Raw genomic sequence first — 24,755 nt, forward strand, 5'->3', positions numbered from 1 at the left:
GATATAAATAATAATCCCGATACTGAATTAATTTCAGCAACTAAACTAATTTCAGCAGATAAAACGTTAGTCGCTGAAACGGGTCAGGATGAGTTTATACGATCATCGTTAGCTTATTAATCCAGCCACTCTTTTGGTGGGTTACGTAAACTGCGCTCAGAAAAAATATCATTGGGTAAGCCAACATTATATTTCACATTTCTAAATTGCATTTCAGTATAGCTGCCATCGGAGTGTTGAGTTATTTTTGAATGCATAACCGTGGTAAAACCATCAATAACTTCAGTTTTTAATACTTGCAGAGAACGTGATTTTTTACCTTGGCTGTCATAAAAGTCAACTTGCATCGGTAAAAAAGTGTTTTTATCAACACTGACAATATAATGATCAAATTCAACACTGTTTAGATCTTTAGGCTGAGCCTTGATCGTATAAAAGTTGTTATCAGTTTTTAACAGGGTAAAGTTATCTTCTGCTGGGTTTCTGCCTGAAACATCCTCATAAAAAAAATGTGCGCCAACAAAAGAAGTACGCTTATCACCGGCTGAAATACGTTTTACTAAATCTAGTGCTGGCAAGTACAACCAGCGGTCGTCATCGCTTGTGACTTTTTTAACTACACGAAATACCGTACCTTGGACATCGGTGGGACGAGAGAAGAACACTAAGATGTCTTGGTTACCTAAATCGGTTTGGTCTTTACGCAAGATAGTAAATTGTCGCATCTGCTTATTGCCCTGCGCATCAACAATAATCATACGGGCTTGGGCACTACCATCATCAGCAGAATAATATGAGGCTAAATTTGCCTTAGTAATAATTTCATTGGCATTGGTTAGATCGCCAGCCTGGCCAACAAAACTTGAAAGGGAGCAGACCAGTATCAATAGTTTTGATAAATATTTCATCTTTATATCCTATAGTTGTTCAGTTTTTAGGTTTTGCTTACCAGCAAAAAGGGTCATTAATGCCGGCAATAGCACTAAAGTAACTAACGCCGATAGCGCCATAATACTCGCCAGGAAAAAACCAACGGTAATATAAGGCATTAATGGTGAAAGTAATAATGGGGTAAAACCAACGGCAATAACTATTGCATTGCGTGATATTGCTCGGCTTGGCTCTTGGAACATTGCGGTTAATGCTTGTGATAAACTGCCCAGTTCTTTCTCTAATTCTCGTGCACGTTGGAGAAAATGAATGGCAAAATCGATAGATAGTCCTAATGTGAGCGCCGACAATACCGCGATAGGCATATCATAGTCTTTACCTATCCAGCCAATTAATCCATAGATCATCGAAATAGTAAGTGTTAGCGGCAACATCGCTAAAATACCGTACTTGAAAGAGCGAAACAGTAAAACCATCATCAAGAAAACGATGACAAATGAAGACAATAGGCTGTCGATCATTCCATTTACCATCGCATCTTGCCAAACAATGTTTAAATAAGATTTACCTGCCCATTGATAACTAATATTTTTTGGCATGGGATTGTTGGTAATGTAAGTTTCTGTCCAGTTAACAACTTTGGTGGTGTGTTGATTATCGCCACTAGTCATTTGCAACCATAAGAGACTTTTTTGGTAATCTTTAGTGACAAAATGCCATAAGTCTTGTGGACGATGTGACGACTGATATTGCAATAATGTTTGCGCCACGCCATTGCTCGTTTCAGGCAGAGTAAAGTCTTTATCTTCACCGGAGAAAAGTTCACGATTGACCGTTTTGACGATATCAGCCAAGCCATTACTTTTACCAACTAAACCTGTGGCTAGTAACGCTTGTTGAAAGTCGCTTTGCCAGTTTAATAACGCGGGGTCTAGAAATACTTTGCTGTCGTTGAAAGCGCTATCAGCAATATTGACTAGCTGCTCTATAATACCTTGGTCTTTATCAGGGGAAGAAAACGTTAGGTCATCTAATAAAACCAACAAGTTCTGATTAAATAATGACTCTTTTTTAGCCGAGTTAACGTTATTTATAAAGGAATTAATTTTTTTAGCGCTAGTTGAATCAGCGGTAAACGTTGCCAGAACTGTTTTGAATTTGTTTACCTCGCTGTTATTGTCACCCTTGTTATTGTTAAACACTAACCAAGCATCATAAGTACCAGCAAAATGTTCATTGAGCACCTTGTCAGCAATTCTTATTTCGTGATCCGCTTTAAACCAATTAACAGGATTATCATTAATCTCAATACGACTAACGCCTTCAATACTAATTAAAAATAAGGCAACAAAGCCGATAAGAATGAGCTTGGTTTTTTGAGTAGCAAAACTGCCTAATCGTTCTAATACATTGGCTAATCTGCCTTTTTTCTCCATACGCACAATAGCGTCATGCAATTTGGCTAAAGTTTCAGGTTTTAAACGAGAGATATAAGCAGGGACGTAAATAATTGTCAGCGCGAATGCCAATAAAATACCGGTACCAATAAAAGCACCAAAGACTTTTACCGGCGGAATAGGAGTCAGCATTAACGAATAAAAACCGATTGCAGAGGTGATTGATGTATAAAGCATTGGTGTATATAAATGCTTCATGACACCTTTTACAACATCGCCGGCATCATCACCTTTTTTATATTTTTCAGCAAATTCAGAAAGAATGTGAACTGAGTCAACCACTGCAATAGGCATTAAGAATATAGCGATCATTGATGACATAATATGAACGGTAAAGCCCATACCGATGAGTGAGCCCATGACTATAATCACCGTTGCCATCGCGACGACCATAGGCGCAATGATTAACGGTAAATTGCGAAAAAAGTACCAAAGTAAAGCAAAAATAGCTAAACCAGCAAGTGGGGCTGCAACACCCATTTGAACAAACATCTCATAGCCAAATTGGTCTTCAGCGACAGGTAAACCTGTGATATGAAAGTCTACATTAGCCACCAACTCTGCGGGAAAATTGCCACTGATAGTACGAATTTTTTCAGCAATATTATAACTCATGTCTTTGGCTTGAATAGGCACGTAAATCGCTATCGCTTTGTCGTCTCCAGAGACTATGGTGTTGTTAAGCATAGGTAAACGTTTTACGGCTTGTTGAATGGCTAAGCTGCCCTCGAGTGAAGACGGCGCCTGCTTCATTAGATATTCAAAGCGTATGCCGTTATTTTCACCCTGGTTATTTTTTTCTTGGGTAATATTGTCAACAACACTCAAGGATAATAAATCTTGTTGAATAACCCCTTCAATTTGTAATATTTCTGTTGAAAGTTGTTCAACAACCTGTAATGCACTAGGAGTAAAAATACTATTTTTACTAACAATTCCAACGACTATCATATCGCGCATTTGAAAGTCAGTTTTTGTTTGGTTATGAAAAACACGTGCTGGCGCATCACTGCTCAGCATATTTTCAGGATCGGTATCTATTTTCAGGTTTGGCATCATCGCCAGACTTATCGCCACCATCAATAAGACTAAGGTGTAAACAAGTTTAGGTTTCTCAATAGCGAGTTGTAGCAGTCTGGTGTAATTCAAAAGTGATCCTTAACTGAAAAATTATTACATTAGATAAACGTAATGTACTTTTATATTAGCACTATCTAATGTAATATCAATCAATATTTACTTTTTGCTGACAATAAAGACCCCGATGATGAATAATGAAACTCAAATAGACATAGCTGAAATGCGTGGTAATGCAACTCAAGCCGCTGAGTTACTGAAAGCGATGAGTAATGAAAACAGATTATTGATACTTTGCTATTTAGGTGAGAAAGAAATGTCGGTATCAGAGCTTAATGGTTTTATTGATTTGAGCCAGTCGAGTTTATCACAGCATTTAGCTCGATTGAGAAAAGATGGCTTGGTAAAAACTCGCCGAGAATCACAAACGATATACTACACAATTGCTCATCCATCGATAGTAAAACTAATTACTTTTTTACATAGTGAGTTTTGTTAAAGGTTAAAGGTTAATTAACGATTAAGTCACAGAGGTTTTTCTCAGTGACTTAATCGCAGAGCAGAATTAAATATGCTCTATAACGATACAGCCTGCCGAATAACCAGCACCAAAAGAACAGATTAAAGCTTTATCGCCAGTAACCATATCATCATGATTCAAGTGAAAAGCAATAATAGAACCCGCCGAAGCCGTATTTGCAAACTTGTCTAAAATAATAGGCGCTTCATTGCCCATAGGGTCACGGCCTAATACTTTCTTTGCAACAAAGTTATTCATGTTGATATTGGCTTGATGTAAAAATAACCTTTTTAAATCTTTAGCTTCAACATTTGCTTCTGCCATTTGCTCGGTAATTAATTGAGAGACCATTGGCAGTACTTCTTTAAAAACTTTTCGTCCTTGCTGAACAAACATTTTGTCATTATCAAGCATGGTTTCTGGATCACATTTATTGATATGACCAAAGTTACTACGAATGTTATTAGAAAAGGTCGTGATCGGCTTCTTAGTTAATATTTTAAAGCAATGGTCAGCCGTAGCGGTTGCTTGTTTTTCAATAACAATAGCCGTTGCAACATCGCCAAAGATAAAGTGACTGTCGCGGTCGCGTAAATTAATTTGTGGAAAATTGAGTTCAGGGTTAATCACTAACACTGTTTTTGCTGTGTCGCCATGCAAAGCATTTGAAGCATTCATGATACCAAAGGTTGCCGATGAACAAGCGACGAGCATATCGTAAGCCCAACCTTTACAACCTAGTTCTTTTTGTACTTCAATGGCAATTGCAGGATAAGCGCGTTGTGTGTATGAACAAGCAACAATGATTAAATCGATATCGTCTGCTGTTTTATTTGCTGCAGCCATCGCTTGTTTCGCGGCGCCAACAGCCATTTCTGCTTGTGCTGATAATTGCTCATCACTACGCTGAGGAATAAGTGGCATCATGGTTTTAGGATCAAGTGCGCCGTCTTTATACATAACATAGCGACTTTTAATGCCTGATGCTTTTTCAATGAATTCACTTGAAGACGGTTTTAAGGCCGTTAACTGCTCACTGTTAATAGCGGCGGCATTTTCAATATTATAGTCTTCAACATATTGATTAAATGCGGTGACTAATTCATCGTTTGAAATACTGTGTGGTGGTGTAAATAGACCTGTACCACTGATCACGATTGACATGTATTTTCTCCGTTTGTAATTTTCTAGTGGTCGTACCATGAGACTTATTGTATTAAAGTACAAGCACTTCAATGCTTTTAATTTATCTGTTATGGATTATACCCGTTACTGATAAAAGTGCACTGTCAAAAATTTAGCTTGTTTGACAGACGTTAACCGTTAATTAAAAAGCTTTTTACGCACCATTGCTCGATAGTCTCTTGGAGTGAGTTTTAATTGTTTCTTAAACAGCCGAGTTAACTGGCCTTGCTCTTGATAACCCACCTGAAAAGCGATTTCTTGAATAGACAGATTACTTGATGATAGTAAATCTTTGACTGTTTCTACACGCATTTTTTGCCAATAATGAGAGGCTTTAACGCCGGTAGCATTTTTAAAACGCCGACTAAAGGTTCTATGGCTAATACCAAATTGTAACGCCAGTTCAGTAAGCGATAATGTTGATGATAGATTAGTACGCATCCAAAATTGAATTTGAGTGATCAATTCATCAGGATGTCGATCGACCGCACCTTCTAAATAACGTTGTTCTTCATATGGTTTTCTTATTTCATGAGAGAAATTACGCTCAACATGTTGTGCAGCAGTCTCACCGTACGTTTGATGAATAACGTGAACGGTAATATCAGCTAAGGCATTTAAACTTGCCGCACAGTAAATACGTTCTGACTGGGTAATAAAAAAATCTGGTTTCAATTCAACGTTAGGATAATTTCTTTTGAATTGGTCAACATAATGCCAGTGTGTTGTTGCCGGATGATGATCAAGTAGTCCTGACTCAGCAATAAAACAAACCCCTGTACCACCGCCAATAAGCGTTGAACCTTGTTGCCACATTTGATTAAGCCAACTTACCATTTTGGGCTGTTTTTTGATTATTGGCCTAGGGTTGCGCCAAAGACTAGGAATAAAAATATAATCTGGACTTTGGGCATGCTCAATATCTTTATCGGGATAAAGCTTAATAAGTGCTCTGGTGCGCACTGGGGCTAATAGTTCGCTCACCATTTCAATACTGAGTTTAGGCGATTGCCTATCTTCTCTTCGAGCAAAAGCTTCACCTGCTCTAAGCATTTCAATAGGTAAGCTTACGCTGGTTGCTAACATATGATCATATAAAACCAAGGCAACATTGATTGTTTTTCGGCTTGTCTTGAGTGGCATATTAATAACTTTTACAATATTTGGCTGTTATTGTATTGTTTGTGGCTGAAAACGACAATTAATTATTGGTATTTCTTTTTACACTAGTAACAAGAATTACGACTCATGTATTTAAGAGAATTATAAATGACTGCTTTACCTATTATTGTTGGCATGGGCGGCGTAAACGCTGCTGGCCGCACCTCATTTCATCAAGGTTTTCGTCGTATTGTTATCGACAAATTAACCGCAGAAGCACGCCAAGAAACTTTTGTTGGTCTTGCTACTTTGATGAATATCTTAACTTTCCAAGCAGGTCAGTTAGTTGACGTTGAGGGTAATTGTGTTGCATTAAGTGAGGTAGAAGCACGTTTTGGCCAGCAAATTCTTGATGGCACCCTTATCCGTAAAATTGAAAGTAATCACTTTGACCCTGACGCGACGCATTGCCACACAAATATGGTAGCAACACCGAGCACTGAAAATATTACTTTTGAAATTAAGGAAAAAGAATTACCAAAGCCCTTACCTCGCTCATGGACAGTAACACCCTTAGCAGATAAACGCGTAAAGGTTGAAATTACTGATAATTTAGATATTAAACATAGTAGTTATCGCGATAATCCGATTAAAGCCGCAGGGCAATTACCTACCGGCTTTGAACCGTCGACATTATATAATAGTCGTTATCAGCCACGTGGCCTACAAACGACTATTTTTGGTGCTGCAGACGCTATTCATTCAACGGGCTTTAGCTGGGATGAAATTTTAGAAAAAGTAAGCCCAGACCACGTGGGAACTTATTCTTCTTCAGCTTTCGGTCAAATGCAATCGGAAGGTTTAGGGGGCATGTTGCAAAATCGTTTGCATGGCGATCGTGTTACCACTAAAAATTTAGCGTTGGGCTTAAACACCATGTCGGCTGATTTTATTAATGGTTATGTGACTGGCAGTGTGGGTACCACCTCGACTTCGACTGGCGCTTGTGCAAGTTTTCTTTATAACTTACGCAATGCTATTCAAGATATTAAATCAGGTCGAGTGCGTGTTGCTATTGTGGGCAGTAGTGAAAGCCCAATAACACCTGAAATTATTGAAGGTTTCGGTAACATGAGTGCATTGGCTAATGAAGAAGGTTTGAAAAAACTTGATGGAATTACTGATGGCCAAGCTGACCACCGTAATACCAGTCGCCCGTTTGGTGAAAATTGTGGTTTTACTATTGGTGAAGCTGCACACTTTCTGGTGATTATGGATGACGAGTTAGCCGTTGAATTAGGCGCTAAACCTTTGGGATCGGTTGCTGATGTATTCATTAATGCCGATGGTATTAAAAAATCGATTACCGCTCCAGGTCCTGGTAATTACATTACCATGGCGAAGTCAGTGGCATTAGCAAAAAGTATTTTAGGGGAAGAGTCGGTACAAAAGCGTAGCTTTATATTAGCTCATGGTTCAAGTACCCCACAAAACCGTATCACCGAGTCGTTAATTTATCACCGTTTGGCAGAAACTTTTGATATTCATAATTGGCCAGTAGCGGCGCCTAAAGCTTATGTTGGCCATACTATAGCACCAGCAAGTGGTGACCAAATCACTATGGCGCTAGGTGTTTTTGCTCATAATATTATGCCGGGTATTACGACCATTAAGTCGATAGCCGATGATGTACATAATGAGCGCTTGAATATCGCTCTTGATCACTGGCAGTGTGAAGCGATGGATGTTGCTTTCATCAATTCAAAAGGTTTTGGCGGTAACAATGCCACAGCCACTATACTCTCACCAGACGTAACGCTCTCTATGCTGAAAAAACGATATAGCATAGCAGAAATGACCCGTTACCAAGAAAAGTTATCTGCGGTTGAAGTGAAACAAAGTATCTATCAAGAAAAAGCCAACAATGGACAGTTTGAATTAATTTATAAATTTGGTGTGGGTGTACTAGGTGATGATGATATTGAAATTAACACTGAAAATATCTCAATGACCGGCTTTACTAATAGTATTGCTTTACCCAGTAAAAATCCGTTTGAGGATATGGTGTAGTCATCACTTAACCCCTTGTAGGTTATACTAAGTAAAAACGAAAGAGCAAAGCATTATCGCTTTGCTTTTTTGTACCTTTATAAACAGTACCTTTCGATCATCTTCAGTAATAGTTGTTCAGTTTTATCAATTTCGCTATGCGCTAGAAATTCATTAGGCTGGTGTGCTTGATCAATTGAACCAGGACCTAAAACGATAGTTTGACAACCCAGTTGTTGAATAAAGGGTGCTTCGGTCGCATAGTTTACCGCACAACATGAATGACCACTTATTTCTTCGGCTATAGTGACAAAATCACTGTTTTTACTTTGTTCAAAGCTGGGTGAACTTGGATCCAATTCACTAAATGAAATTCTATTAGGGTATTTTTCAGCTAACGGTTTTAACGCTTCACTGAGTAATAAGATAAGTTCACTGTCAGTCATACCGGGTAGGGCACGCATATCGATGTCTAACTCGCAGTGACCACAAATTCTATTGGCATTGTCACCGCCGTGTATTGCGCCAAAATTAAGGGTTGGCTCCTTTACATCAAAGGCTTGATTACTATAATTGAGAGCCAATTTTTCTTTGAGTTGCATTAATTGGCCAATCACTTGATGGATAATTTCTATCGCATTCACGCCTAAACTTGGCTTGCTTGAGTGCCCTGATTGACCTTGAATAGTTATGCGATGGGACATATGACCTTTATGCATGATGACAGGGACCAAATTTGTTGGCTCACCAATAACAGCAACATCGGGTTTTATCTGTTGGTTTTTGGTGAAAAAACGTGCGCCAGCCATGGTGGTTTCTTCATCAGCGGTGGCCAAAATGTAAAGTGGCTTTTTTAACTGTTGCGCGGTTAATCCTTTACAAACTTGTAAAATAAAAGCAAAAAAACCTTTCATATCACATGTGCCTAAACCATAAAACTTATTATCTTTATCCACAATTTTGAACGGGTCTGACTGCCAACGATTTTCATCAAAAGGTACAGTGTCACTATGACCTGCCAGTAACAATCCTCCTTTTCCACTACCGAGTTTTGCTAACAAGTTATATTTATTGCGCGTTTCTGGCACCGCTTGAATGTCGATACTAAAACCGAGTTGTTCAAACCAACTTGCCAATAGTTGAATAACCGCTAAATTTCCTTGATCCCAGCTCGCTTGTGTCGAGCTAATAGAAGCACTGGCAATCAGTTGTGTTAATGAATCAGTAAAGTTGGGCAAATTTTTCATAGTGGCTCACAGTTAAAAATGAATAAATAAAAAAACCATGGGTAATTATGCTTATTTGTTGCATAACGAGTCATTGGGTGTTATTTTCCTATTCTAGTGTAAATAACCTAAATATAGAAGGCTATTGAAAATAATTTGTTTTCTGCTTTCCTTAGGTTAATAAAAAATTAATAGATGAGGTTGTATGAAAGTCGCGGTTATTGGAGCAAGTGGATATGTGGGTGCAGAGCTGATTAATTTATTGTCTGCGCACGATAAAATTTCCCTTGAATACTTACTGGTGTCAGAAAACAGTAGCTCGGCAGATATGACCTTTTCGCAATTACATCCGCGTTATTTAGGCGTATGTGATTTACCTTTAGTCTGTTTTTCACAGGGTTGGTTCGATGATACGGTACAAAAGCTTGATGCGGTATTCTTTGCTACTCCGCATGAGTTTAGTGCTGACTGGGCACAAGCTTTTGTTGATAAAGGTGTTAAGGTTTTCGATCTCTCGGGTGGTTTTCGTTTAAAAAATAGCGAAGATTACCCAACATTCTATGGCTTTGAACATAAAAACTTATCGGCGCTTGCCCAAGCAACTTATGGTTTAGCCGAATGGCAACAAGATGATATTGCGAATACACAATTAGTTGCTGTACCTGGCTGTTACCCAACAGCAAGTTTATTATCACTTAAGCCAATTACCGTAAATAACTACCATCTTGAAAACTCTCTCATTGTTGTCAATGGGATCAGCGGCGTCAGCGGTGCGGGTAGAAAAGCCTCATTAGCGACAAGCTTTTATGAAGTCAGCTTGACACCTTACAATATTTTACAGCACAGGCATCAACCCGAGATAAGCCAAGAAGCTAATGCCGCGGTTATTTTTAATCCTCACCTTGCACCTTATAAAAGAGGATTATTGGCAACGGTCACTTTGCAAATCAAAGCAGGTATTACGACAAAGCATATTAACGAAGCTTTTTTAAACGCTTATCAAGATAAGCCCTTGGTGCGCTTAACCGGCGCTTGGCCGAAAATAGACAATGTAGCTAATACACCATTTGCTGATTTACATTGGCAAGTCGATGAAGAAAAACAAGTTGTTGTGGTCAGTTGTGCTATCGATAATTTATTAAAAGGTGCTGCTTCACAAGCGGTGCAATGTGCGAATATTTCTCTGGGTTTAGCGAGTGAATATAGTTTGTTGCACAATGTAACTTTGGGAAAGAGTTAATGACTAAGACAATAAACACATCAGTAACGTCTAAAACTAACAAGCCATTAGTGATCAAAATTGGCGGCGCTATTCTTGAAAAAAAAGATGCTTTAGCTGATTTATTAAAAATTATCGCGACATTAAAAAATCAAGCCGTGGTGCTAGTGCATGGCGGCGGCTGTGTTGTTGATGAAATACTCAGCCAAGCTGGTTTTACTTCAGAGAAAAAACAGGGTTTACGTGTTACACCTCAAGAACAAATGCCCCTTATTGCGGGTGCATTAGCAGGTAGTGTTAATAAAGCGATTGTTGCCACTGCAGCAAGTTTACACATGCAAGCCGTTGGATTGTCACTGGTCGATGGTGATATGGTTTCGTGTCAGTTAAGCGATAAAGGCCTGGGTATGGTGGGTGAGCCTAGTGCAAATAATAGTAAGTTACTCGATACACTTTTAAGTGCAAACTTTTTACCGGTTATCTCTTCTATTGGTTCATTAGCCAATGGTGAGTTAGTGAATGTTAATGCGGATGATGCAGCTGTCGCAATTTGTCAGTTACTAAATGCCGAATTGTTACTGCTAACCGATGTTAATGGTGTAAAAGATGCGCGTGGCGAATATATTGCTTCACTAAGTAAAACTCAGGCAAATTCCTTAATCGAGCAAGGTGTTATTGCTGGCGGGATGACCGCCAAAGTTAATGCCGCTTTGCATGCAGCAAGCCAATTGCGACGAAGTATCGCGGTTGCCAGTTGGCAGTCGCCTGAGCAAATCATCAATCTAATAAAGGGTGATGCAATTGGCACACGCATTCAGCCACATTAACCACAGTTAAGTCACACTTAATTTAACGATTTTTCGGATAGGACTTATCATGTCACCGACACACACAAGATTAGAAAACTTTTTAGCAGATGATCAACTGACTAAAACACAAATAATTGATCTGATTGCTTTAGCAATAAAGATTAAAAACCATCCTAGCGGGTATAGTGAAGCTTTAGCGGGTAAATCTGTAGTGATGATTTTTGAGAAACCTTCATTAAGAACACACGTTAGTTTTGATATGGGTATTAACAAATTAGGCGGCCATGCGCTATATTTAGGCCAACAAAATGGCAAACTAGGTGAGCGAGAACGAGTTAGTGATTATGCTAAAAACCTTTCTTGCTATGCAGACGCTATCGTTGCGCGTGTTTTTGAAAACAGCGCCATTGAAGGTTTAGCTGAGCACGCAACTATTCCAGTGATTAATGCACTGTGTGATATATATCATCCGTGCCAAGCACTAGCTGATTTTGTTACTTTGCAAGAATATTTTGTTATAGGTAAAGGTATAGATTTAACAAAGGTTAAACTTGCTTATATTGGTGATGGTAACAATGTGTCTAATTCGTTGATGTTTATGGCTGCAATACTAGGGGTCGATTTTACCTTGGTTTGTCCAGCGGGGCATGAACCAGAAGCACAATTATTTAGTAAGGCGAAAGCTTTTGCAGAAAAGTCAGGGAGTAAGTTGGTACTTACATCAGATGTTGAGGCTTTAGGGCAGCAAGATGCTATTTATACCGATACATGGGTATCAATGGGCTTTGAAGATGCCAGTAAAAAAGCTGCACTCTTAGAGACGTTTGCACCTTATCAAGTGAACCATCAAATGATGAAAGACAGCGGCGCCAGTATTGTGATGCATTGCCAACCAGCGCACTTAGAGGAAGAAATAACAACCGCACTTTTTGACAGTGAAATGTCGGTAGTTTTTCAAGCAGCAGAAAATAGAATGTGGGCGCAAAATGCGGTACTCGTTACGCTATTAACTAAATAATAGTGTAGAAATTAATAGGTCAGCAGCTGATTTATATTCAGCATGACAATTTATCAAGATTAGTTAGGAATAAGACAATGGCTTTAGCAAAAAAACAAATTAAGAAAGTAGTATTAGCATATTCTGGTGGATTAGATACCTCAGCGATTATTCCATGGTTAAAAGAAAATTATCAAGGCTGTGAGGTTATCGCGTTTTGTGCTGATGTCGGCCAAGGTGATGAAGAGCTTGAAGGTGTTAAAGAGAAAGCGATTGCTTCAGGGGCATCTGAATGTTACGTGGTTGATCTTAAAGAAGAATATATAAAAGAGTATGTTTACCCCATTTTAAAAACTGGTGCGGTATACGAAGGTCAGTATTTATTAGGTACGTCAATGGCACGACCTATTATTGCTAAAGCGCACATAGAAATCGCTCTTAAAGTGGGTGCTGATGCGGTGTGTCATGGTTGTACGGGTAAAGGTAACGATCAAGTTCGTTTTGAATCTTGTTTTGCTGCGCTAGCGCCTGAGCTTACTGTTATCGCCCCATGGCGTGAGTGGGACATGGTTTCGCGTGAAGACTTATTAGATTATCTTGCCGAACGTAACATTCCTTGTGCGGCTTCATTAACTAAAATCTACAGTCGAGATGCTAATGCTTGGCATATTTCTCATGAAGGTGGTGAGCTAGAAGACCCTTGGTGTGAGCCATCAAAAGAAGTATGGACCATGACAGTGGATCCGATGGATGCGCCTGATGAGCCTGAAAAAATACAATTAAGCTTTGCTGACGGTGAGCTTGTTGCTATTGATGGTATAGACTTCTCTGGTAATGGCCAGGAAAACAGTGCCGGTGCTTATCAAGCGTTAATGTACTTAAATGCTAAAGGGGCTGCCCATGGTGTTGGTAGAATCGATATTGTCGAAAACCGCTTGGTTGGTATGAAGTCTCGTGGTTGTTATGAAACGCCAGGCGGTACTATTTTGATGGCGGCTTATAAAGGTTTAGAGTCACTTATTCTTGACAAAGAGTCACTTAAATATCGCGAATCTATTGGCCTTGAATTTTCTCATGTTATTTATGATGGTCGCTGGTTTACTCCGCTTGCTAAGGCTCAATTGGCTTCTGCTGCCTCATTTGCCGAAAAACTAACCGGTGATGTCGTTGTTAAATTGTATAAAGGTATGGCGCAAGTCATACAACGTCGTTCGCCAAATAGTTTGTATTCTGAGGCATTTGCTACATTTGGTGCTGACGATGTTTATGACCAAAAACACGCCGAAGGATTTATTCGTTTATTTAGCTTATCGAGTAGGATCACTGCACTTTCTCAAAAAGATACTGTGCTAAAGCATAAGGAAACATAGTCATGGCTTTATGGGGCGGACGTTTTAAAGAAAAGGCGAGTTTACAATTTAAGAAGTTCAATGACTCATTGCCGGTAGATTACCGCATGGCAGTGCAAGACATTGTTGGTTCAATAGCTTGGGCGCAAGCTATTCATGAAGTAGGCGTTATAAATGAAGATGAACTGGTTCGCTTAACGGCAGCATTGCAAGAATTAAAAGCGTCGGTAGAAGAAAATCCTCAACAAATTTTGTTGTCTGATGCGGAAGATATTCATAGTTGGGTAGAGATCCAGCTAATTGAAAAAACGGGTGACTTAGGTAAGAAGCTTCATACAGGGCGCAGCCGTAATGACCAAGTCGCAACTGATTTAAAGCTATGGTGTAAAGAAAAGGGCGGCGATTTACTGTTTGCTCTTGTTAATTTACAACAAGCGATGATGAATTTAGCGGAACGTGAAAAAGATACGGTACTACCCGGCTATACCCATTTACAAAGAGCGCAACCAATAACTTTTGGCCATTGGTGTTTAGCGTATGTAGAAATGTTTAACCGTGATATTGGCCGTTTAAAAGATGCGCTTTATCGTCTAGATGTTTCGCCACTGGGCTCAGGCGCTTTAGCAGGTACCGCTTATCCTATTGACAGAAATGCACTGGCGAGTCGCTTAGGTTTCAGAACCGCCACCATGAACAGTCTTGATGCTGTTTCTGACCGCGATCACGTCATTGAATTGTTGGCTTCAGCCAGTATTTCAATGATGCATTTATCACGTTTTGCCGAAGATTTAATTTTCTACAATTCAGGAGAAGCAGGCTTTGTTGAAATGAGTGATCTGGTCAGTTCTGGTTCATCATTAATGCCACAAAAGAAAAACCCTGATGCCTGTGAATTAATCCGCGGTAAGTCAGGTCGTGTTTTTGGCGCTTTAACGGGGATGTTAATCACAATGAAAGCGTTGGCACTTGCTTACAATAAAGATATGCAAGAAGACAAAGAAGGTTTATTTGATGCGCTTGATACGTGGCAAGAATGTATGGAAATGGCAGTACTCGTTGCTGATGGTCTGAAAGTAAATCGCTCACGGACATTAGCCGCGGCCCAACAAGGCTATGCGAATGCCACTGAACTTGCTGACTATTTAGTCGGTAAAGATATTCCATTTCGTGAAGCACATCATATTGTCGGTGAAGTCGTCTTAGCCGCTATTGACAAAGGTGTACCTTTAGAAGATTTAACGATAAGCCAACTACAAGAATTCAGCGATAGAATTGAGCAAGATGTTTATCAGCACCTTTCTATTGAATCGACACTTAATAAGCGTGAAGCGCTCGGCGGTACTTCTCGTTCACAAGTTGAAAAAGCGCTGGCGACTACTCAATCTGGCAATGAAGCTATCTTAAATGAGCAAGTTGTTGGTGCGCCAGGCAAACAAAGAATTCAAAGGGCATTAAAGCAAGTGAAACAGCGTTTAAATGCGCAACGTGCTGCTGCTATGTCTGTTCGTCGAGCAAGAATGTCTGATGTTGACAGTATTTATCAACTGACCAACTTTTGGGCCGATAAAGGGGAAATACTGCCACGGTCACGTGACAATATTATTCATGATATTCAGAATTTTGTTGTTGCCGAGCTTGACGGTAAGGTTGTTGGCAGTGCATCACTTTATATCTATCAAACAGGTTTAGCTGAAATACGCTCGGTTGTTTTACAAGATGATGCTCAACAACAAGGTCAAGGCAAAGCACTTATTCAGTATTTGTTAGAATTTGCCTATCAAATGGAGTTAGAGCAAATTATTGTTTTAACTTATATTCCAAAATATTTTCAGCAGCTTGGTTTTAACTTAATTGATAAAAGTTCACTAGCCGATAATATTATTGAAGATAGCGAACCCAGCCCACATAAAGACCCTGCTGATGAAGTCGCCATGGAATACATACTTAGTCAGCCTCAACAGGCATAATTTCAGTCGTCATTTTAACTGATTTAGGCAAGGTATTTACTTTAGCTAAAATCCTAAACGCTAGCGTTTGGGATAAACAAATAGGTAGTTACAACTTAGAAAATGGATAGCATCAGTAATAACGAACAAAATTATGTTAAATGGTTTAGAAATGCAGCGCCCTATATTAATGCGCACCGTGGAAAAACAGTGGTGCTTATGTTTGGTGGCGAAGCCGTGCTTCACCCAAATTTTGCCAATATTATTCATGATATTGCTTTGTTGCGTAGCTTGGGTGTTAAGTTAGTCTTAGTTCATGGCGCTAGACCACAGATAGAAGAGCGTATGGATCAGCGTAATATTACTCGCCATATTGAAAATAATATTAGAGTAACCGATGCTGAAACTTTGGTTGCAGTAAAGGATGCGACGGGTTCATTGCGCTTACATATCGAAGCTTTGCTCACTATGGGCTTAGTTAACTCGCCCATGCATGGTTCGCGAATTCGTGTTAGCACCGGGAATTTTGTCATTGCTAAACCGATAGGGGTACGTGATGGCGTCGATTATAAATATACCGGTAGCGTAAGACGAATCGATGCGGTCGGTATTCATACCCAGCTTGATTATGGCTCTATAGTGGTATTATCGCCGATTGGCTACTCTTCTACCGGTGAAGTGTTCAACTTAGCACTTGAAGACGTCGCGACTAAAACAGCACTCGCCCTTAAAGCCGATAAATTAATTACCTTTACTCAAGAGGATGGTTTAATTGATGAATCTGGTGAGCTAATTCGTAGCTGTAGTGTACGGCGAGTAAAAACGTTATTGGATGATAAAGATTGTCATGTTCGCCAATTATTATTAAGAGCGATAATCGAGAGTGGAGAAAATGGTATAGAGCGTTGCCATTGCGTGAGCTACCAAAGTGATAGTGCTTTACTACAAGAGTTATTTACCCGCGATGGTGCAGGAACTTTAATTGCGAAAGATCATAAAGAAGAAGTTTGTACCGCTAGCATCGATGATGTCGGTGGTATTTTAGAACTGATTGCCCCCTTAGAAGAGGAAGGTATTCTGGTGAAGCGCTCAAGAGAACTACTTGAAGTTGAAATTGATCGCTTTACGGTACTTAAAAAGGAAGATGTTATTATTGCTTGTGCTGCTTTGTACCCTTATCCCGAAGCAAGTTCAGGAGAAATAGCCTGTGTGGCGATTCATCCTGATTATCGCAATGGAAATCGAGGTGAGCGCTTAATGAATGCCTTAGAAGTAAAAGCTTTTGATCAGCACTTAACCTCATTATTTGTCTTAACAACGGTCAGTGGTCATTGGTTTCGAGAGCAAGGTTTTATCGAAAGTTCAATGGAAGATTTACCTGAAGGTAAAAAACAGCTGTATAACTTCCAACGAAAATCTAAGGTCTACATCAAACATATTTAGTGAATAGGTCTCGCTGTTATCAATTCAACGTTTATTTATAAGAATAAATGCCGCTTTTAAAAGCGGCATTTTTGTTTTTAAGTTGGGCTTTAAATATTTGAGTTTGTTTATTTATGCAACAAAGTAAATATAAAAGCATTTATATACAATAATCGTGCACATATGTAACAGTAATGTTTCATATTCGTTACTTTTAGGGCATATTGTGTGCCGCGCTCATTATTTGTTTTCAAGGTTTATACTTTTCAATGGTCATATTTAGACTTTTAGTCATTCTTCTCATTGCTTTTGCAATGACTTTACTGACTTCTTTTGCACTCAAAGCAGAAACTGACTTCGCGCTAGAAAGTGGTGATCAATTTACAGCAACGCTGTTATCTGAATATGGTCAAATAAGTAACTTTCTTAATCAAGGAAGTGATGAAGAAAGCACCGGCTACGTAAAAATTGAACCGTCCGTCTTTATTCAAACACAGTTATCACGACATTTAATACAATTAGCGACAAAGGTCAGTCATTACCAATTTAATAACTTTAGTGAAGACGATCATAATAATTTATTATTTAAGCCAAGCTATTTCTTTAAGCTTGATCATAACAAAACACTGTTTGCAGATATTAAGTTACAGGAAAGTTATGAATATCGCGGTACTGGCTTATCTTTAGGCAATGCAGAATTAATAACAAGCGGAGATGATAAAAAATCGCTTGCCGCTAATATAGGCTACTTATATGGCCAAATTGATTCAGTAGCAAAATTAAAACTTTCAATCGGTCAAGAAGACTTTCGCTATAAAACAAGACGAGCCGAAAATAAGGCACTCGACCGTGTTGATCAAAGTGTTGCGGCTAGTTTTGATTATTTACTGTCAGGAAAGACATATTTTGCTGCAGATTTAGCTTATACCCAATCAAACTTTCAAAATAATAGCCCATTAAATAAAGACATATATGCGGTATTAGTCGGTATGAAGTGGCAATCGACGGCTATAACTCAACTGCAAGCATTAATTGGTTATCAAAGATTAACTTTTGAAGAAACATTGTTTGCCAGCGATACTCGCTTTAAATGGCGAGTTGATATTAATTGGCAGCCAACGAATTTTATGCAAATGAATATAAACACCCAACGAAATTATGAAACAACCAACAGAATTGTCGATAGCTATCGAGTTGTTGACAGTACTAATTTACAACTTACTCATCAACTGACTGATTATTTTCAGACATCTGCGGTTGTTGGGTATAGACAAGAAAAGGTCGTTTACCTTGAGCAAACGATTAATGAAGATTATTTATACTCAGAGGTTAGGTTGAATTATCAACGTAATGATTGGCTGACTGTATTTGCAGGTTTTACTTTTAAAGAACTAACAGCAAGTGATGATAGGCTAAACAACCAGGGCAATAGCTTATCGTTAGGCTTTAATGTTAATATTTAGTATTGGATAAAAAATATGCGTTACTATGTTTTGTCACTAATTTTAGTGCTCTGCAGCTTTTTTTGTGAGGCAAGTGATTATTTACTGGGCCCTGGCGATAAAATACATATTGTTGTTTACGGTGAAGACGATTTAACAACAACTGTGAAAATTGATAAATCGGGTTTTATATCTTTTCCGTTTTTAGCTGATATACAGGTAATAGGTTTATCAACTAAAAAACTTGAAACCACGATAAGAAAAGGCTTACTTGGAGATTATATTGTTGACCCACAAGTCTCTGTTTCTGTGTCTATTTATCGGCCGTTTTTTATCCACGGACAAGTTACACGACCAGGTGGTTACCCTTATCAAGATTATTTGACCTTGGATAAAGCCATCGCAATCGCTGGGGGGTTATCTAATAGGGCGTCGGCTTCCGATTGGAAAATTACACGACTAGTCAAAGGTGTTAAAGTGACGTTAGAGGGGAACATTGCTACTGAGATCCACCCTGATGATATTATAAAAATAGAACAAAGTTTTTTCTAAAATAAAAATAACAATAACAATAACAATAACAATAATTATAAAAACTGAAAAAGGATTTTCGACAAATTTTATTAGCCGTATTTATATGTGGTTTTGCAAATAATAATGAGCAGTAATGTTAAACGATAATCAAAGCGTAAATTTTAATGCCCCAAACCAAGAGATAGATTTAAAAGAGGTCTTAAGACCGCTTTGGTCTCGACGTTGGCAGATTGTTTTCTTTACTTTACTCGTTTCACTGATGGTTTCTTTTTATGTTTCGTTGCTCAAGCCTTCCTTTAAAGCCACGGCTATTTTACAAATAGGCAGTAATAAACCCGCGAATACTTTATCGATTAATGACGCCTTTAATGAATCTAGCGCCAGTAAAGAGCAAGTTAAAACCCAGTACGAATTATTAAAGTCTCGAAAATTTGCTGAGCGCGTTATTATTAGTTTAAATTTGGTTGAACATCAGGAATTTAATAGTGGTAAATACAATGATAAAATAAGCTTCTTCGCTAACATAGGAAAGCGGACTAGTAGACCAACGGTCAGCAGCTTAATCTCAATCTTTGAAAGTCGTTTAACTATCGCTCCGATAGCGAGCACCGAACTTGTTAAAATAAGTTTTGCTGCGCACTCACCTCAATTAGCACAAAAAGTCGCTAATCAAATCGGTCTCACTTATCTTCAATACCAAGATGAAATTCATAGCGCGTCAAAGGAGTCAACGTCGCAGTGGCTTGTTGACCAACTTGAAGAGTTAGAGAAAAAGCTTGAAACATCAGAGCAAGAACTACAAGAATACCGTGAAGCGGAAGGTATTGTTGATATTTTAGGGATTGCTGGCTTAGTTAGCTCTGAGTTAACCGAGCTAACTTCTTCAGCAATACGAGCTGAAAAAATCAAAGATGACTTAGAAGTAACTTACCAAAGTATGCAAAAGCGTCGAAAAAATACCGCGCAACTTCTGGAACTTCAGGAAATCAGTCAGCAAAGTGACCTTGTACAATTAAGGCGTGCCGATGAAAAAGCAGCGCGTAAGATATTTGAGCTTTCCAAGCGTTACGGGCCCAAACACCCCAAACGTATAGCGGTGCAAGCAGAGCTAGAGTCATTGCAAAAAGGCATCGTACAGCTCGTTGATGAAATTGTAATATCTATTGAAAAAGATTACCTAAACTCTTCTGAAAAAGTTAAAGCAACGAATAATCGTTTGGCAATTGCGAAAGTCGATTACTTACGCTTGAGCCGTTTACAAAATAAATTTTCACAATTGCAACGCGAAGTTGATACCAATAAAGAACTTTATAATAACTATTTAGTCCGTTTAAAAGAGACTGACGCTATGGGTAATTATAAAGCAAACTTTTACGTGCGTTTTATTGATAAAGCGATTATACCCACGGATAGGTTCGCCCCCAAAAAAGCCCTCATAGTGATTATGAGTTTTATGTTATCGTTTGCGATTATTGCCATAATTATCATTATGCGTGAGATATCAATGGATACGTTAAATTCACGTCGAAAACTTGATAGCTTTACCGAAGCACCTGTTCTCGCTATTTTACCAAAATTTCAAGCGCCAAGTGCTGAAAAAAAGAATGATCCCTATTACACCGATAATCGCTTTACCGAAGCGGTGCGCACGTTAAGAACCTCTTTATTGTTTAATGGCGAAAGTAAGCCAGCTAAAGTGATTGCGATAACATCCTCGGTGCCAAATGAAGGGAAGTCGACTATAGCACTACATTTAGCCCGCTCGTTTAGTGAAATGGAAAAGGTTTTGCTCATTGAAGCGGATATGCGACATCCGACCGTAGCAAAAAATATGAATTTAAGTCCACATCGCCCAGGATTATCAAATTTATTAGCGAAAACACATCAAATTAATGAATGTATTATCCGCGATAAAAACTTAAAGTTAGATATTTTAACCTCGGGTATTTCTCCGGCTAATCCGCTAGTTTTTTTATCAATGAAACGCCTTAATATGCTCATTAAAGTTTTTGGTAATTTTTATGACCGAATTATTATTGAGACACCACCGGTAAATGCTGTGAGTGATGCTGCTATTATTTCTAAATTAGTTGAAACGGTTTTGTATGTTGTTCATGGTGAAAAAACGAAACGAGAGCAAATTACCACAGGTTTACGTATGCTAAAGCAAGTCAATGCACACATTGAGGGCATCATAATCAACCACAGCCAAAGCATTGATGCTGATAAATACCAAAACAAGTACTACAACGAACGCGCTAATAACATTGTTAAATTACCGGTACGTAAACAAGGTTAGTGTTCTTCTATCTATTAGTAGTCACTAGTCAGTAGTCAATACAGTCAATAGTCAATGCAGCCAATATTCGAAGGCATCATAATCAACCACAGCCAAAGCATTGATGCTGATAAATACCAAAACAAGTATTACAACGAACGCGCTAATAATATTGTTAAATTACCGGTACGAAAACAAGGTTAGGGTTCTTCTATCTGTCAGTAGTCAATGCAGCCAATATTCGAAGGCATCATAATCAACCACAGCCAAAGCATTGATGATGATAAATACCAAAACAAGTACTACAACGAACGCGCCAATAATATTGTTAAACTTCCGGTACGCAAGCGGGGTTAAAAACATTGTTAAATTACCGGTACGCAAACAAGGTTAGTATTTTTCTCAATATTAACCTCTTTCGCTTATTGAAAACTGCGGTAGAATAAGAGTAAGTTTTTACCAGCAAGTACTTCTGCTTATAATATGAAATCACGCCAACAATTTTCCCTACAAAAAAATAACAGTTTTGCAGTCTATGCAACGACACCCATTATTTATTATCCAAATAGTGAACAAGATCTGCAATTATTAGCAGCGGTGACTAGCGAACCTTTTTATATTTTAGGCGCGGGCAGTAATACGCTTTTTGTCGAGGGTGTTACACCGGTAATTATTAAGCCGGAGTTTTTAGGGATTCATGTTAATGAAACAGAAGAATATTATCAGGTCAATGCCGCTTGTGGTGAAAATTGGCATGACTTGGTATGCTTTTGTATTGATGAAGGCATTAACGGTCTAGAAAACTTAGCACTTATTCCTGGCAGTGTTGGCGCTGCTCCAGTACAAAATATTGGTGCTTATGGCGTTGAGATTGCTAATTTTATTGAAAGTGTAACTTGGTTTGATTTTGCTAAAAACAAATCACAGCAGTTAACGCAGGCGCAATGTCAATTTGATTATCGCGATAGTATTTTTAAAAATGCTTTAAAAAATAAAGGAATCATCACAGATATTACTTTACGCTTTCCAAAAAACTGGCAGGCTAAGCTGAATTACCAAGGATTAAACACCTTGCCCCAAAATAGTCATGCTAGGGTTATTATGGATACCGTGATTTCCATACGAAATGCTAAGTTACCTGATCCCAAGGTTATTCCAAACGCTGGCAGCTTTTTTAAAAATCCTGTGGTTAGCGCTGAGCAGTTTTTATTATTAAAAAGTAACCATCCAGAAATTGCCGCTTATCAACAAGATAATGGCACTGTTAAGCTAGCAGCAGGTTGGTTAATTGAAAGAGCAGGGCTGAAAGGTTATCAACTTAACGGTGCAGCTGTGCATAATAAGCAGGCGCTAGTGCTAACCAATATTGATTCGGCCTGCGGGGCAGATATCAAAAATTTAGCCCTACATGTACAGCAAACCGTATTCGCATTATTTACCATTATGCTACAACCAGAAGTAAGAATGCTCGGTGAGCAGGGCGAAGTTACCTTAGGAGCTATAAGCTGATCATGGCCAAAGCAATACGAGAGCAATTAATACAATATTTAGCCGCCGGACAATTTGTTTCTGGGCAATGGTTAGGTGAGCAGCTAGGGGTAAGTCGCGCAGCAATATCTAATCATATCGCCTCGCTAATTGAAATGGGGCTTGATATTTATAGTGTTACTGGCAAAGGCTATAAATTATCTGAACCGTTAACACTATTAGATGAAAAAGAAATTCAATACAAGTTAAGCGCATTGGGTCAGAAAAACAAAGTCGAAGTGCATAATATTATTGACTCAACCAATAGTTATTTATTGCGTCGTTTACCCAATCAAAATCATAATTTGCAAGTCTGTTTAGCTGAATATCAAGATGCAGGGCGCGGTCGACGCGGTCGTAAGTGGATCTCACCTTTTGGTTCACATATATATATGTCGATGTATTGGTATTTAGAGCAAGGTATGGCGGCAGCTATGGGATTAAGTGTCGTGTCGGCTTTAGCGGTTAGTGATGCAGTAAAAGAACTTTATCAAATTGATGTGCAGTTAAAGTGGCCCAATGACATTTATTTTGGCGGGGTTAAGCTCGCTGGTATCCTTATTGATTTGGATGGGCAAGCTCTTGAACCGTGTCACTGTGTTATTGGTATTGGTTTAAATATTAATATGCCCCAAAAAAGTGCAGAACAAGTCGACCAACCTTGGACAGATTTACAAACAGCTATGATGCAAAGTACCAACAAGCATGGAAATAACGCGGTTAATACGATTGACCGAAATGTTTTAGCTGTAACGTTAATTTCTAAACTCTCATTAAGGCTTCAGCAGCATCAACATGAAGGGTTGCTGAGTATGGCCAATGAGTGGGCCAAACAAGATTATTATATCAATAAACCGATAAGGCTAATCACCGGCACGCGTGAAAAGAAAGGTATTTGTCGAGGCATTAATAACCAAGGAGCTTTATTGTTAGAAGTTGACGGCCAAATTAGTCCTATTTATGGTGGTGAAGTTAGCTTGAGGGCTGACACATGAGATTATTAGTTGATATTGGCAATACTCGCACCAAATACACTTTTGAGCAGCAAGGTGAATTATCAATCATTCAAAGTGAAAGAAATGAAACCATTAATGAAAAGTGGCTATCAAGTATCACTGAATCAGTGATATCTATCGTCGTTGCGAGTGTTAGCGAAGCTTATATTATAGAGGTTTTTATAGCCCATGCTCAGCAGCATAATATTGAACTGCACATAGTAAACAGTGAAAGCAAACGCTTTGGCGTTACTTCAAGCTATCAACAACCGACAACGTTAGGTATTGATCGATGGTTGACGTTACTGGCGGCTAATATTTTGTACCCAGATGAGAATGTTCTTATTATTGACGCGGGAACAGCAACAACCATAGACTTACTCGACAGTCAGGGCATACATTTAGGTGGGTGGATTTTGCCAGGTATTGATATATTATTTAATAGTCTTTTATCAAATACTTCAAAAGTACGGGCAACTCAAGAGCATCAGGCCAACATTTCTTTTGGTAAAAGTACCTCAGACGGTGTAAATAATGCTTGCTGGGCAGCAACACTTGGTTTTATTGAACAAGGTATCAAGCAAGCTAATAAACAAGTCTCCTTAGATAAAGTATTACTTACCGGCGGTAATGCTAAAAAAGTAGCGGCCTTATTAAACAGACAACATTACATTATTGATGAGCTAGTCTTTATCGGCATGCAACGATTCTAATTCGCTTATGGCAAATTA

Annotated in this window: 19 protein-coding genes; 14 read left to right on the plus strand and 5 right to left on the minus strand. The window is 38.7% G+C overall.

Annotation, left to right across the window (positions count from 1 at the left end; genetic code table 11):
- Positions 1–116 precede the first annotated feature (116 nt).
- Both A3Q34_RS12270 and A3Q34_RS12275 read right to left on the minus strand, forming a co-directional pair.
- The gene (locus A3Q34_RS12270; RefSeq protein WP_070375621.1) at positions 117–908 is read right to left on the minus strand and encodes an outer membrane lipoprotein-sorting protein; all 792 of its coding nucleotides are present in this window, start codon (positions 906–908) and stop codon (positions 117–119) included.
- A gap of 9 nt (positions 909–917) precedes the next feature.
- Positions 918–3,497, minus strand: a complete 2,580-nt coding sequence (locus tag A3Q34_RS12275) for an efflux RND transporter permease subunit (RefSeq protein ID WP_070375622.1) — start codon at positions 3,495–3,497, stop codon at positions 918–920.
- 118 nt (positions 3,498–3,615) lie between these two features.
- On the opposite strand from A3Q34_RS12275, the gene A3Q34_RS12280 reads away from it, so the two are divergent.
- Entirely contained in the window at positions 3,616–3,924 is a 309-nt protein-coding gene (locus tag A3Q34_RS12280; protein WP_083277999.1) for an ArsR/SmtB family transcription factor, read from the plus strand.
- A 66-nt stretch (positions 3,925–3,990) separates the two neighbouring features.
- On the opposite strand, the gene A3Q34_RS12285 is transcribed toward A3Q34_RS12280, so the two are convergent.
- A complete protein-coding gene (locus tag A3Q34_RS12285; RefSeq protein ID WP_070375624.1) occupies positions 3,991–5,109 on the minus strand; it encodes a beta-ketoacyl-ACP synthase III in 1,119 nt (372 codons plus the stop codon).
- Positions 5,110–5,268: 159 nt separating this feature from the next.
- A complete protein-coding gene (locus A3Q34_RS12290; protein WP_070375625.1) occupies positions 5,269–6,273 on the minus strand; it encodes a GlxA family transcriptional regulator in 1,005 nt (334 codons plus the stop codon).
- Between the two features lie 126 nt (positions 6,274–6,399).
- Between A3Q34_RS12290 and A3Q34_RS12295 the strand changes: the two genes are divergently transcribed.
- On the plus strand, positions 6,400–8,301 hold the full coding sequence (locus A3Q34_RS12295; RefSeq protein WP_070375626.1) for a beta-ketoacyl synthase: 1,902 nt from the start codon (positions 6,400–6,402) through the stop codon (positions 8,299–8,301).
- Between the two features lie 77 nt (positions 8,302–8,378).
- On the opposite strand, the gene argE is transcribed toward A3Q34_RS12295, so the two are convergent.
- Positions 8,379–9,527 (minus strand): acetylornithine deacetylase, encoded by a 1,149-nt coding sequence (gene argE / locus A3Q34_RS12300; RefSeq protein WP_070375627.1) that lies wholly within the window; start codon positions 9,525–9,527, stop codon positions 8,379–8,381.
- 184 nt (positions 9,528–9,711) lie between these two features.
- Between argE and argC the strand changes: the two genes are divergently transcribed.
- The 12 genes from argC (at position 9,712) to A3Q34_RS12360 (ending at position 24,737) form a co-directional block, all read left to right on the plus strand.
- A complete protein-coding gene (gene argC, locus A3Q34_RS12305) occupies positions 9,712–10,746 on the plus strand; it encodes an N-acetyl-gamma-glutamyl-phosphate reductase (RefSeq protein WP_070375628.1) in 1,035 nt (344 codons plus the stop codon).
- Positions 10,746–11,552: an acetylglutamate kinase gene (gene argB, locus A3Q34_RS12310; protein ID WP_070375629.1), complete on the plus strand. Its 807-nt coding sequence runs from the start codon at positions 10,746–10,748 to the stop codon at positions 11,550–11,552. Before argC ends, argB begins: the two co-directional genes overlap by 1 nt.
- 49 nt (positions 11,553–11,601) lie before the next feature.
- Positions 11,602–12,552 (plus strand): ornithine carbamoyltransferase, encoded by a 951-nt coding sequence (locus A3Q34_RS12315; protein ID WP_070375630.1) that lies wholly within the window; start codon positions 11,602–11,604, stop codon positions 12,550–12,552.
- 77 nt (positions 12,553–12,629) lie between these two features.
- Complete coding sequence (locus A3Q34_RS12320; RefSeq protein ID WP_070375631.1) at positions 12,630–13,901, plus strand: argininosuccinate synthase; 1,272 nt, start codon at positions 12,630–12,632, stop codon at positions 13,899–13,901.
- A 2-nt stretch (positions 13,902–13,903) separates the two neighbouring features.
- Positions 13,904–15,847, plus strand: coding sequence for an argininosuccinate lyase (argH, locus tag A3Q34_RS12325; protein WP_070375632.1), 1,944 nt, complete (start codon positions 13,904–13,906; stop codon positions 15,845–15,847).
- Positions 15,848–15,949: 102 nt separating this feature from the next.
- On the plus strand, positions 15,950–17,269 hold the full coding sequence (gene argA, locus A3Q34_RS12330; RefSeq protein WP_070375633.1) for an amino-acid N-acetyltransferase: 1,320 nt from the start codon (positions 15,950–15,952) through the stop codon (positions 17,267–17,269).
- A 248-nt stretch (positions 17,270–17,517) separates the two neighbouring features.
- Positions 17,518–18,711 carry an outer membrane beta-barrel protein gene (locus tag A3Q34_RS12335; RefSeq protein WP_070375634.1) on the plus strand — a complete coding sequence of 398 codons (1,194 nt, stop codon included), beginning with the start codon at positions 17,518–17,520 and terminating at the stop codon, positions 18,709–18,711.
- Positions 18,712–18,726: 15 nt separating this feature from the next.
- Positions 18,727–19,242, plus strand: a complete 516-nt coding sequence (locus A3Q34_RS12340; RefSeq protein ID WP_070375635.1) for a polysaccharide biosynthesis/export family protein — start codon at positions 18,727–18,729, stop codon at positions 19,240–19,242.
- 115 nt (positions 19,243–19,357) lie between these two features.
- Positions 19,358–21,523 (plus strand): GumC family protein, encoded by a 2,166-nt coding sequence (locus A3Q34_RS12345; RefSeq protein ID WP_070375636.1) that lies wholly within the window; start codon positions 19,358–19,360, stop codon positions 21,521–21,523.
- Positions 21,524–21,985: 462 nt separating this feature from the next.
- On the plus strand, positions 21,986–23,011 hold the full coding sequence (gene murB, locus A3Q34_RS12350) for a UDP-N-acetylmuramate dehydrogenase (RefSeq protein ID WP_070375637.1): 1,026 nt from the start codon (positions 21,986–21,988) through the stop codon (positions 23,009–23,011).
- A gap of 2 nt (positions 23,012–23,013) precedes the next feature.
- Positions 23,014–24,024 (plus strand): bifunctional biotin--[acetyl-CoA-carboxylase] ligase/biotin operon repressor BirA, encoded by a 1,011-nt coding sequence (gene birA / locus A3Q34_RS12355; protein ID WP_070375638.1) that lies wholly within the window; start codon positions 23,014–23,016, stop codon positions 24,022–24,024.
- Positions 24,021–24,737, plus strand: coding sequence for a type III pantothenate kinase (locus tag A3Q34_RS12360; RefSeq protein ID WP_070375639.1), 717 nt, complete (start codon positions 24,021–24,023; stop codon positions 24,735–24,737). Before birA ends, A3Q34_RS12360 begins: the two co-directional genes overlap by 4 nt.
- The last annotated feature ends 18 nt before the right edge of the window (positions 24,738–24,755 follow it).

Source organism: Colwellia sp. PAMC 20917 (assembly GCF_001767295.1).
GTDB lineage: Bacteria > Pseudomonadota > Gammaproteobacteria > Enterobacterales > Alteromonadaceae > Colwellia_A.

What these genes read in the sequence shown, in the direction of transcription:
- A3Q34_RS12270 (WP_070375621.1), bottom strand. Translation starts at nt 908, where the DNA reads ATGAAATATTTATCAAAACTATTGATACTGGTCTGCTCCCTTTCAAGT.
- A3Q34_RS12280 (WP_083277999.1), top strand. Translation starts at nt 3,616, where the DNA reads ATGAATAATGAAACTCAAATAGACATAGCTGAAATGCGTGGTAATGCA.
- A3Q34_RS12285 (WP_070375624.1), bottom strand. Translation starts at nt 5,109, where the DNA reads ATGTCAATCGTGATCAGTGGTACAGGTCTATTTACACCACCACACAGT.
- A3Q34_RS12290 (WP_070375625.1), bottom strand. Translation starts at nt 6,273, where the DNA reads ATGCCACTCAAGACAAGCCGAAAAACAATCAATGTTGCCTTGGTTTTA.
- A3Q34_RS12295 (WP_070375626.1), top strand. Translation starts at nt 6,400, where the DNA reads ATGACTGCTTTACCTATTATTGTTGGCATGGGCGGCGTAAACGCTGCT.
- argE (WP_070375627.1), bottom strand. Translation starts at nt 9,527, where the DNA reads ATGAAAAATTTGCCCAACTTTACTGATTCATTAACACAACTGATTGCC.
- argC (WP_070375628.1), top strand. Translation starts at nt 9,712, where the DNA reads ATGAAAGTCGCGGTTATTGGAGCAAGTGGATATGTGGGTGCAGAGCTG.
- argB (WP_070375629.1), top strand. Translation starts at nt 10,746, where the DNA reads ATGACTAAGACAATAAACACATCAGTAACGTCTAAAACTAACAAGCCA.
- A3Q34_RS12315 (WP_070375630.1), top strand. Translation starts at nt 11,602, where the DNA reads ATGTCACCGACACACACAAGATTAGAAAACTTTTTAGCAGATGATCAA.
- A3Q34_RS12320 (WP_070375631.1), top strand. Translation starts at nt 12,630, where the DNA reads ATGGCTTTAGCAAAAAAACAAATTAAGAAAGTAGTATTAGCATATTCT.
- argH (WP_070375632.1), top strand. Translation starts at nt 13,904, where the DNA reads ATGGCTTTATGGGGCGGACGTTTTAAAGAAAAGGCGAGTTTACAATTT.
- argA (WP_070375633.1), top strand. Translation starts at nt 15,950, where the DNA reads ATGGATAGCATCAGTAATAACGAACAAAATTATGTTAAATGGTTTAGA.
- A3Q34_RS12335 (WP_070375634.1), top strand. Translation starts at nt 17,518, where the DNA reads ATGGTCATATTTAGACTTTTAGTCATTCTTCTCATTGCTTTTGCAATG.
- A3Q34_RS12340 (WP_070375635.1), top strand. Translation starts at nt 18,727, where the DNA reads ATGCGTTACTATGTTTTGTCACTAATTTTAGTGCTCTGCAGCTTTTTT.
- A3Q34_RS12345 (WP_070375636.1), top strand. Translation starts at nt 19,358, where the DNA reads ATGTTAAACGATAATCAAAGCGTAAATTTTAATGCCCCAAACCAAGAG.
- murB (WP_070375637.1), top strand. Translation starts at nt 21,986, where the DNA reads ATGAAATCACGCCAACAATTTTCCCTACAAAAAAATAACAGTTTTGCA.
- birA (WP_070375638.1), top strand. Translation starts at nt 23,014, where the DNA reads ATGGCCAAAGCAATACGAGAGCAATTAATACAATATTTAGCCGCCGGA.
- A3Q34_RS12360 (WP_070375639.1), top strand. Translation starts at nt 24,021, where the DNA reads ATGAGATTATTAGTTGATATTGGCAATACTCGCACCAAATACACTTTT.